Source organism: Chitinophaga sp., from assembly GCF_035564935.1.
Taxonomy (GTDB): domain Bacteria; phylum Bacteroidota; class Bacteroidia; order Chitinophagales; family Chitinophagaceae; genus Chitinophaga.
This window is the reverse complement of the sequence record NZ_DATMTE010001060.1, coordinates 1-10947: the sequence shown is the minus strand read 5'-3', so window position 1 is coordinate 10947 and position 10947 is coordinate 1. Positions and strand designations below refer to the sequence as shown.

The window sequence follows — 10947 nt, the reverse complement described above, 5'->3', positions numbered from 1 at the left end:
ATCGACCAGATCTTCGCATAATTTTTTTTTGAACCAACGTCCCCTTTTGGTTTGGCTATGCGTCTTTAATAATACGGCTGCTTTTTGGAATTGAATTGAACGTTATGGAGCATAATATTTTTCAGGAGTTATTAGATAAGTATCTGACAGGCAGGATGACTGAACAGGAGTGGAAGATCTTTAGCCGCATGTTAAAAGAACCGGCGTATAAAAGCCGGCTGGAAGGTATTATTGACAAGGAGCTGGAAGAGCATGCCCTTGAAGGCGAACCGGATAACAAAGTGCTGGAAGCTATACAAAATCATTTGCAGGGGGATATCAGCACAAACAGAAAACGCTCCGGAACAATTTTCCTTTATATAAAACGAATAGCTGTTGCTGCCGTTTTTGTACTGGTGCTGGCTACAGGTTATTGGTGGTTCGCATTAAAAACACCATTGAAAAACGAAGTAGCGCAGGCAGGTACACCTGACCAGGGAGTTACTCTTCCACCGGGAGGCAACAGGGCGGTATTAAAGCTGGGTAACGGCGCCATGCTGGATCTCGACAGTTTAGATGAAGGTGCATTGGTACAGCAGGGCCGGGCCGGAATTATTAAGCTAAGCAACGGGCAGGTAGCATATAAACCAACAGGCGATGCCACAACTGCAGCGGTATATAATACCATCATTATTCCTAAAGGAGGACAGTACCAGTTAACATTGGCCGATGGAACCAAAGTTTGGTTGAATGCATCTTCCAGCTTACGTTACCCGGTTAGTTTTTCAGGTAAAGAGAGGGAAGTGGAACTTGTTGGGGAAGCGTATTTTGAAGTGGCCGGGAATGAGCAAATGCCCTTTCATGTTCACGCAAACAATATAGATGTAGAAGTACTGGGAACGAGCTTCAATATCAATAGCTATAAAGATGAACCTGTTGTTAAAACAACATTGCTTGAAGGCAGTGTAAAAGTTACCAGTGGAAAACAAGCCAGCAAGTTGAAACCAGGCCAGGAGGCTTCGGTTATGGCCGATGGGGAAATGAAATTGCAGGATAATGTAAACACGGAAGAAGTAATAGCATGGAAGAATGGTATGTTCCAATTCCAGGCAGCAGATATTGAAACAGTTTTACGGCAGGCCGCAAGATGGTATGATATCCGGATTGAGTATAAGGGAGGTATTTCAGCACGCTTTTCAGGACAGATTTCCAGGAGTGCCAATGCTGAGCAGTTGTTTAAAATTTTAGAATTAACCAATAAAGTACGATTTGAAATCCACGGGAAAAACATTGTAGTAAGGCAGAGCGGGACCGGATCAGAAGCGGTTGGATCACAAAGATAAAGCCCTGAATACCGTACCGGCGCCTGTAAGTTCAGCTGAAAAGATGTAGCACCACTATTTTCTTCAACCAAAAGAGGAACAAATTATGTCATCGATTGTCTTTGGAAAAGCATCGTTTAGGAGATGCTTTGCCGTCATCCTGCTATGCCTCCGATCCGGCGGTAAATCCCCGCGAATAATGAAACTGACCATTGCCCTGCTGATTATGGCTTACCTGCAGGCCGGCGCTACTATTTCGGCACAGGGAATTATTTTAAATGAAAAGAATGTACCTGCAGAAAAGGTGTTCCGTGAGATCACCCGGCAAACAGGTTATGCTTTTTTTTATGTAGACGGATTGCTGAATAATGCCAATAAGGTGACCATTGTTGTTGGCAATGCCACGCTTGAACAGGCGCTTAAGCTTTGCTTTTCGCAACTGCCGTTTACCTATTCCATTGTGGAGAAAACCATTGTGGTATCAGAGAAATTGTCCACTAACGGCGCCCCGGCGCCGAAAGATCATGCCGGCGCCCCGATTCCGATAACCGGGAAGATAACCGGTAGCAGCAAGGAACCGCTGCCGGGCGCCACTATAGTAGAAAGAGGCACTACTAATAAAGCGCTGAGTAATGAAGATGGAAATTTCAGTATGAATATTTCCCGGCCAGATGCCAGGCTGTATGTCTCTTATGTTGGTTACGAGTCGAAGGAAGTTACTGTTACCGGTAATGCTCCCATTGTTATTATGCTCCAGGAGGAAAATAAGAACATGAATGAAGTGGTGGTGATTGGCTATCAGAGCGTGAAACGAAAGAATTTAACTGGCACGGTATCTTCCATCAGCGGGGCCCAGCTGGAGAAAGCGCCGGTGGCTAATGCCGCAGAAGCCCTCACAGGCCGCCTGCCCGGTGTACAGGTAACTACGGTAGACGGACAACCTGGTGCAGAGATCGTGATACGCGTTCGTGGCGGTGGTTCCATTACAGGCAGCAATGATCCGCTGTTTATTGTGGATGGATTCAGAGTTAGCAATATCAATGATATCGCTCCTTCTGATATTGCCAGCATCGACATCCTGAAAGACGCTGCCACCGCAGCTATATACGGTGCTGCCGGCGCTAATGGAGTGGTGATTGTTACTACAAAAAGCGCCAAAGGAGGCAAATCCACTATTTCTTATAACGGCTTTGTTCAGGCCAGGCAGTTGCCCCGTAAGCTGGAAGTGCTTTCTCCTTATGAATTTGTACTGGCGCAATACGAGTATGCACGGTTGAGAAGCCAGAGCGATGTGGATAATTTTTCCAGGTACTTCGGTGTTTACGATGACCTGGAAATATATAAGACCCAAAAAGGCACCGACTGGCAACAGGAATTATACGGCAGCCCGGCATACTCACAACAACATAACATCAGCTTAACCGGTGGAAATGATAACACAAAGTATGCCCTGAACTATACCTACAACAAGGAATCAGGGTTAATTCCAAGTAACAGCTATATACGCAATTACCTCAATTTTAAACTGAATCATAACATCTCAAAGGCGCTGAAGTTCGATATGAACATGCGTTATACGCATCCTGTTATGAACGGCGCAGGTTCGGCAGGAGGCGCCAGCTTTCGTATAGGAGACGGGATTACCACCCGGCCTGTAAATGGAATTGCCGATATGATCATTATTGATCCCGGAAGCGGAGATGATTATGAACAGTTTTTAAGCAACCTGATAAATCCCTTGCAGTTATCGGCACAGGACTACCGCAGGCGTATCAACCGCGTTTTTAATGTGAATGCAGGCGCGTCGTGGTTAATCACAAAAAACATTACTTACCGTTCTGAGTATAGTCTTGGGTTAACTTTTTCAGAGAACCGCCGTTACTATGGACCCTTAACCGGCACTGCGAGAAATGAAGGCGGAAACCTGCCGCTGGGAGAAATTACGCAAACAAGATTGCAGGATTACCGGTTCACGAATACTATTAATTATCAATGGGAGAAAGGTACCACGCATAACCTGAACTTTCTTGTAGGACAGGAAATTTTGGCAAGAGGACAAGGGTTTGAAGAATATAACAGGGCGAAGTATTTTAATGTAGATATTACTCCCCAGAAACTCTTTGCAACAATGGGCCTGGGTACGCCTGATATTCACAGCACAACGGAAATAGCACCGGAAAAAACGGCATCCTTTTTTGGTCGCGCCATTTACCAGTTTAAAGAGAAGTACATTTTAAATTTAACCGCCCGTTATGATGGCTCCACACGTTTTGCACCCGGAAAACAATGGGGCATATTTCCTGCTGCGTCTTTCGCCTGGCGTATTTCTTCAGAAGAGTTTATGAACAATGTGAAATTTGTTTCTGACCTGAAGTTAAGGGCCAGCTATGGTATTGTGGGCAATAACAATATTGCTGCGGATCAGTGGCGGCTTTTATTTGCCCCGAGCAGCAACCGTCCGTATGGTGCGGGTGACATACCTAATCCATATTATACCTATGCCAGTTCACAGCTAACCAACCCGGATGTAAAATGGGAAACTACGGTGACCCGTAATGTGGGTTTCGATTTTGATCTTTTTCATAATAAGGTATCCGCAACGCTCGACTTCTACCACAATACTACCAAAGACCTGCTGGTACAATCTGCTATTCCGCAAACAACGGGCTTTTCCACGCAGCAGCGAAACATCGGGCAAACCTCTAACCGTGGCATTGAACTGACCTTCAACACTGACATCATTAATAAGAAGGCGTTCAGTTTAAGCGTCAACTTTAATATAGGTATAAACCGTGCAAGAATTGATAAACTGGATGGGGTAGATGAGCGGTCGTTTAACTCTAACTGGGCCGGAACCGATCTGAAAGGCATCGATGATTACAGGTTGATGGTAGGTCGCACCATAGGTTTGATGTACGGATATGTAGCCGATGGCATGTATACAGTGAATGATTTCAGCAGCTACGATCCCGTTGCAAGAAAATACATTCTGAAAAACGGCGCTGCGCAACAGGACCTCGGCGGAATAAGTTTGCGGCCGGGCGTGCTGAAATTAAAAGACCTTGATGGCAATGGTGTTATTGATGCAAGCGACCGCACCATTATCGGTAGCGCCTTACCAAAGGCCACCGGCGGCTTTGGATTGAATGCCGCCTGTAAAGGATTTGACCTGTCGGCCATTTTTAACTGGGTATATGGCAATGACATTTATAATACCGGAAAAATTTCTTTCAACATGCTTTACAGAACTACCTACGGTAACCTGTTGAGCACTTCCAGCTACGATAACCGCTTCCATTATATTGATGCAAAAGGTAACCTGGTAACAGATCTGAAAGAGCTGGCCGCCTTGAATCCCCATCCAAAAACCTGGTCTCCTTTTTCGATGGGTGGCGCCGCTCCCTATTTTCATTCAGGGGCGGTAGAAGATGGCTCCTTCCTGCGTTTGAATACACTGTCGCTGGGATACTCGTTGCCCAAAAAAATAATATCCGGTGCTTACATGACGAAAGCAAGAATATACGCAACGGTGTATAACGCATTTGTATGGACAAAATACAGTGGATATGATCCTGAAGTAAGCACTACAAGGAACAGTGGTTATAATCAGCTGGTACCGGGAGTAGATTACTCGGCTTTCCCCAAAAGCCGCTCGTATACGGTAGGTGTAAATATAACTTTCTGATTTAGCAAGACATTAATAAAAAAACAATGAAACGTCCTTTATATTTTTCCATCGTTATATTATTCCTGCTTGCTTCCTGCAAGAAATACCTGACTTCTGATTCAGCTTCCAGGTTTTCCGAAGAATATGTTTTTGGATCAGAGCCGGATGCGAAGAAAACGGTTAACATGGTATATGCGATGTTCAACCAGGATGCCTTTACATCACGCGTATCCACGCTTTTTGCCGGTAATACAGATGTAGAGGTTGGCAACTCAGTAGCTGCTTCTCCGGATGGCGCACGACGCGATCTCTGGTCTTTTGAAGCAACCACCTCCAACAACGATCTGCTCACTGTTTGGAACAATGCTTACAGCGCTATCAATAAAGCCAATGAATGTGAACATGGGCTCACTACTATTTCCCTGGTAAAGGATCCTGCCAATGCAACTTACCTGAACCTGCTGGGAGAGGTAAAAGTTTTACGGGCGTATTGGTATATGTTGCTGATACATCACTGGGGGGATGTGCCTTTCAGCATTAAACCATCCCGTGCAGGGGATAACTTTTATTTGCCCAGGACAAGCCGGGATTCCATCCTGACTTTTTTGATCAATGACCTGATAGGCATCGAATCCAAAATGCAATGGGCCGATCAGCTGGATAATGGCATTGAACGTATTAACCGGGAGTTTGCCATCGGCCTGATTGCCCGGCTGGCGCTTATCCGCGGCGGTTACTGGCTTTATCCTGATATGACGATGAAACGGAAAGATGACTACCAGGAGTATTATAAGATAGCCAATGTATACTGTAAAAAACTGGTAAGCCTGAAGCCCAGGGAATTAACTGATTACGCCGCTGTATTTATGAATGAGAATAAATACATTAAACCGGTGAACAGTGATATATTGTATGAGGTAGCCTATGCGCCCGGCTTTGGAGATGTTGGCTGGTGTGTAGGTGTTGGTGTATCCAATGGAATCAGTTATCACTCATTCGGCGCTACCACCATTCAAATGATCCTTACGCCTACGTATTATTACTCGTTTGATACAACTGACCTTCGTTTGGCTGCTACCTGTTCTATCATTTCGTATAACGATACTTTGGCGCAGATACCAACGGGACCGACTTCCATTACCATCAATAAATGGAACCGCATGCTGGTGCCGACTCCGCTGGGTCCTTCCTCGTCGAAAGGTACCAGTATCAACTGGCCGCTTATGCGTTATGCAGATGTACTGTTAATGCTGGCAGAGAGTGAGAATGAGCTGTACGGCCCTACGGGTGATGCAAGGGACGCCCTGCGCAAGGTTCGCCGGCGCGCTTTCCCTCCTGCTATGTGGGGCGACAAGGTAGAGACCTACGTTACCGCGATTGGCAGTAAGCAATCATTTTTTGACGCCATTGTTAAAGAACGGGCATGGGAACTGGGAGGTGAAATGGTGCGGAAGTTTGACCTGGTAAGATGGAACCTGTATGGAAAGCAAATTGCTGAAACCAGGAAAGTGCTGAACCAGATGGGGCAGGATGCGATAGCGGGCGTAGGTATGTACAGTCAGCTCCCGGATTATCTCTACGCAAAAAGAAACAGCGATAAAACCCTTTCTTTTTTAAACAGGTTTCAAAAGGTAACGGGCACAGTTCCGGCGGAGTACAATGTTAAGATAAACTGGCTGCGTAACCTGTGGAATACAACAACAGATGGACCGGCAAATTACACCTTGTGGCAATGGAGAGGATATACTGATAATACCGGAAACACCCCGGTCCGGTATATTCTGCCTTTGCACAGCTCCGTGATATCGAACAGCCTGGGTACTTTAAAAAATGAATACGGTTATTAATCAGCACATTTTTCCGGGAAATAAATCAATTATGAAAAAGATCTCTGTCATCCTAGCAATAGCTTCCTGTATCTATATATCCTGCAAAAAGAAGGACGATGCTGTTGTATCGAGGTTATTCAGACCTGTGATTGCAGGAGAGCTAACCGCCGATTCCAATACGGTAGTTGCGTCCTGGCAAAAAATAGCGGGAGCAGTTGCTTACGAAGTCCAGTTAAGCCGTGACACTTTCCGGACCACCGATTTGTCGTTATCACTGGATACCAATGCAGCAGTTGTAAAAAAGCTGCTGTTCAATCAGCTGTACCAGGTGCGTGTGAAAGCGGTTGCTACAGATACAGTGCTAAATTCAAGATGGTCCGATTTAGGCGCCATCAAAACTTTATCATCTATATTGAAAGTGCCCGGTATTGACGACATTACCTTTAACTCCGTGCGGGTAAGGTGGACTACAAAAGGAGCCGCCGTATCATCTGTGAAAATTGTAAAAGCCGCAGATAATTCAGTGGCGGCCACCATTGCATTAACGCCGGGAGATATCGTGAACGAATATAAAGTGGCGGAAGGCCTGGAACCTTCTACCCGGTATATTGTGTTCCTATATAGTGGTAATGAAGAGAGAGGATATGCAGATTTTAGTACCAAAGCGCCGTTTTCAGGAACGATCGTAGATCTTACCGCTTTCACCGGCAGGCCGGGTGTACTGGCCGATACTTTGCCGTTGCTCCCCTCCGGAAGTACGGTATTATTGAAAAGGGGAGAAACATATAATATCTCTGCTACCATCAGTCTTAATAAATCGCTTGTTATCATGAGCGCACCGGATTTGTCCAATACTACGCAGGCGAAGATCTTCTTTACCAGCAATTTCAACTTTGAAGCGGGGGCGGTTATTGATTCCGTAGAGTTTAATGACATATATATGCAGGGAGATAACTATGGTGGCCGTTATGTATTTAATAACAGTAACAGCGCCAGTGTAGGGAAAATAAAATTTGTTAACAGCCGTGCGGAAATATTCCGGGGTATGACCAGGTTGCAGGCAGGCACTACTACTGTAAACGAGTTTATTATCGACAATTGCATCATTGACAGTATAGGCAACTATTTTGTGTTGAATATAGGAGCTTCCAGCAGGATCAATAATATTTCTATCACCAATAGTACCATTTACAAAGTGGAGGGTGTGATTGCCAGCGCTCAAAGCTCAGCTGCTGTATTGATATCGGATTGTACCTTTAACGAAGCGCCATTGGGTAATAGTAAGAATTTTTATGTTGATTATAACGCCAATGAAGTGGCTAATGGCATTACCGTAAGCAACTGCATTTTCGGGATTGGGAAAAACAGCAACGGAGCTTCTACCGTTAAGGATTTGAGGGCTGGTACAGGTACGGTGATCGGAGCTAATAATAATTACCGCACATCCGATCACCTGTCGGCAGGCAACGACTTACCGAATATTACCACCTATACCCGCCCTGTTGGGCAATTATGGCAGGACCCTGGCAATGGGAATTTCAAAATAGCGGATAATGCTTACCCGGGCCGGAACAGTACCGGTGATCCGAGATGGAGATAAGATGATCCGAAAATCAGTAAACTCTTTTTTTTAAGTAATCCTCCTGGTTATATGTTGTACATAAAAATCAAGCCGCTGGCAGGTTGCCTGTTAACTTTGCTGGCTTTATTAAACACGCCTGCTTTGCAGGCGCAGGTACCTGCTTTTCCCGGGGCAGAAGGCGCAGGAATGTTTACCACTGGCGGGCGTGGCACGACAACAACACCCACTACTGTTTTTGAAGTCACCAACCTGCTGGATGATGGATTGGCAGGAAGCCTGCGTTACGCGCTAACTGCACCGGCTACTTACCGGACGGTAGTATTCCGTGTTTCAGGTACCATTCATCTCAACGGAAGACTAAATATAAAGGCCAATACTACTTTAGCGGGACAAACAGCGCCTGGCGACGGGATATGCGTGGCGGATTATCCCGTGCGTATCAGTGGCGATAATGTGATAGTCCGGTATATGCGTTTCCGTTTGGGGGACAGATACCAGAAGAAGGTGGATGCAAACGGTAATCCTGTTGATGGCAGCGGTGGCGATGACGCCTTTGGCGGCACCGGACCCGGTAATATTATTGTTGATCATGTTACCGCCAGCTGGAGCACGGATGAAGCGCTTACTATTTACCGGGGCGATAACCTCACCATTCAATGGTGTCTGATCTCCGAACCACTGAACTATTCTTACCATTTTGAGACCGGGGACACAGGTTACGAGCATCACGGTTATGGTGGCATATGGGGCGCGAAGAGGGGAAGCATGCATCATAACCTGATTGCCCACTGCCGCAACCGTAATCCCCGCTTTGCGGGCATCAGCACTTATACCCCCTCTGTTATTGGTGTAGAGAACGTAGACTTCCGTAATAACGTGATTTACAATTGGGGCATCAATACTGTTTATGGAGGTGAAGGCGGAAATTATAACGTAGTCAATAATTATTATAAATACGGACCTAATACAGGGAACGGGGTAAAGTACCGTATATGCAATCCCAGCAACAGCGCTACGCTTCCTTTTGGGAAATGGTATGTAAATGGAAATTATGTAGATGGCTCACCGGCCAATACTGCCGACAATACCCTGGGAGTGAGCGTTGCCAACCCCGCGCAGGTGCTGGTTGCCACGCCGTTTAATCACGGTTACCCCATAAACACAGAACCTGCAGTGGATGCGTTTGAAGCGGTGCTGCAACGTGCGGGCTGCTCTTTGCCTGGCCGCGATACGCTTGATCAGAGAATAGTGAATGATGTGCGCAACAGAACCGGTAGCATCATTGATGTACAGGGTGGTTATCCTCACGGCACGCCTTACAGCCAAACGGTGAACGCCTGGCCCGCACTGGCGTCTGCACCTGCGCCGGCAGACAGCGACCATGACGGCATGCCTGATAGTTACGAAATTGCAAATGGCTTACATCCGAACGATGCTTCCGATCGTAATAGCTATGCTGCTAATGGTTATACCAACCTGGAGAATTATCTGAACAGTCTTACAACCGCAGTAACCGGTGCGGCGCCGGTAGTATATGCACATGCCGTTTTTGTCTGGTAGCGGTGAGAAGCGGCATCGGGGTTAGAACAGAGAGAATAGTAATTCAATAGCATGCCGGCATTTCATAAAAGCAAAGGCCCCTTAGGGGCTTTTTGTTTTTATGATGCTTTCCTGCATTTTATAATAATAAACCTGAAGGAAGGTTTACCCGGCATTATTTTATTAGGTTCTTCTATCTCAAAAAAGTCTGTTAACCCATATTCACCGAACTCCTCCTGTACAGACTCATTGTCGTAGAAAAATATTTTGGCTCCCTTTGTCGCTTCAAAACGGTCTTTACCTATTTGGGTACCTATCCCGTAATTAGGTGAATTTTTTGAGATCACGGAGAAGAAGAGGTATCCATTGGGTTGCAGCTGATTATAGCAATCCCGGATGAGCTTTTTCCGTTCTTCATCATCCAGCAGGTAAATTAATCCGTAGCTGAAAATTCCCCCGTAACGATGATGATCAAAAGGCATGTCTGTTACAGAGCCGTGATAGATGTTCATACTGTTACCATAATGCGCTTTTGCCAGGTCAATGGCCGTTTTCGAAATTTCGATGCCTGTTACCTTAATGCCATTGTCTATAAACACTTTTGCATTTCTGCCATATCCTATGCCTGGGATCAATATATCTTTAATACCTTCTTTTATAAAAAAATCCTTTGCTAAAAGGGTCGATTCAGCCGGCTCAAATCCCCACATAGCTTGCTTGTCAATAAAGCTGGATTCCCAGAATGATCCTGTTTCGTGAGAGGAGGGTTTGTTCCTGATACAGATCTTGTCTTCCATTAGTTTGCATACAAATCCCAACGCGTGGATGGTTGAAATGATGGCGTCTGTATTAACTGCCGGCGCCTCCACACGGATTATTTTATCGTAGTCGTTATGATCAAAGTTAATGCGTGCGCCTGGAAGCATTTCTTCAAGCGACTTTAACACGGTTGCTGCCTGCGCTGGTTCCTGGATATTTGTTTTGAAGATTTCAATCATGAAACTGTGTTTATATGCCGGAGATCATAAC

At 45.7% G+C, this 10947-nt stretch carries 6 protein-coding genes; 5 read left to right on the top strand and 1 reads right to left on the bottom strand.

Annotated elements, in window-relative coordinates:
• Window positions 1-104: 104 nt before the first annotated feature.
• The 5 genes from VN105_RS27545 (at window position 105) to VN105_RS27525 (ending at window position 9939) form a co-directional block, all read left to right on the top strand.
• Window positions 105-1322 (top strand): FecR family protein, encoded by a 1218-nt coding sequence (locus VN105_RS27545; protein ID WP_325646320.1) that lies wholly within the window; start codon window positions 105-107, stop codon window positions 1320-1322.
• 178 nt (window positions 1323-1500) lie between these two features.
• Window positions 1501-4986 (top strand): TonB-dependent receptor, encoded by a 3486-nt coding sequence (locus VN105_RS27540; RefSeq protein ID WP_325646318.1) that lies wholly within the window; start codon window positions 1501-1503, stop codon window positions 4984-4986.
• Between the two features lie 26 nt (window positions 4987-5012).
• Window positions 5013-6815, top strand: coding sequence for a RagB/SusD family nutrient uptake outer membrane protein (locus VN105_RS27535; RefSeq protein WP_325646316.1), 1803 nt, complete (start codon window positions 5013-5015; stop codon window positions 6813-6815).
• 31 nt (window positions 6816-6846) lie between these two features.
• Window positions 6847-8397: a DUF5123 domain-containing protein gene (locus VN105_RS27530; RefSeq protein WP_325646314.1), complete on the top strand. Its 1551-nt coding sequence runs from the start codon at window positions 6847-6849 to the stop codon at window positions 8395-8397.
• Window positions 8398-8448: 51 nt separating this feature from the next.
• A complete protein-coding gene (locus VN105_RS27525; protein WP_325646312.1) occupies window positions 8449-9939 on the top strand; it encodes a pectate lyase in 1491 nt (496 codons plus the stop codon).
• Window positions 9940-10037: 98 nt separating this feature from the next.
• Here the strand turns inward: VN105_RS27525 and VN105_RS27520 are convergent, their stop codons facing one another.
• A complete protein-coding gene (locus tag VN105_RS27520) occupies window positions 10038-10916 on the bottom strand; it encodes a class I SAM-dependent methyltransferase (protein WP_325646310.1) in 879 nt (292 codons plus the stop codon).
• Window positions 10917-10947: the final 31 nt, after the last annotated feature.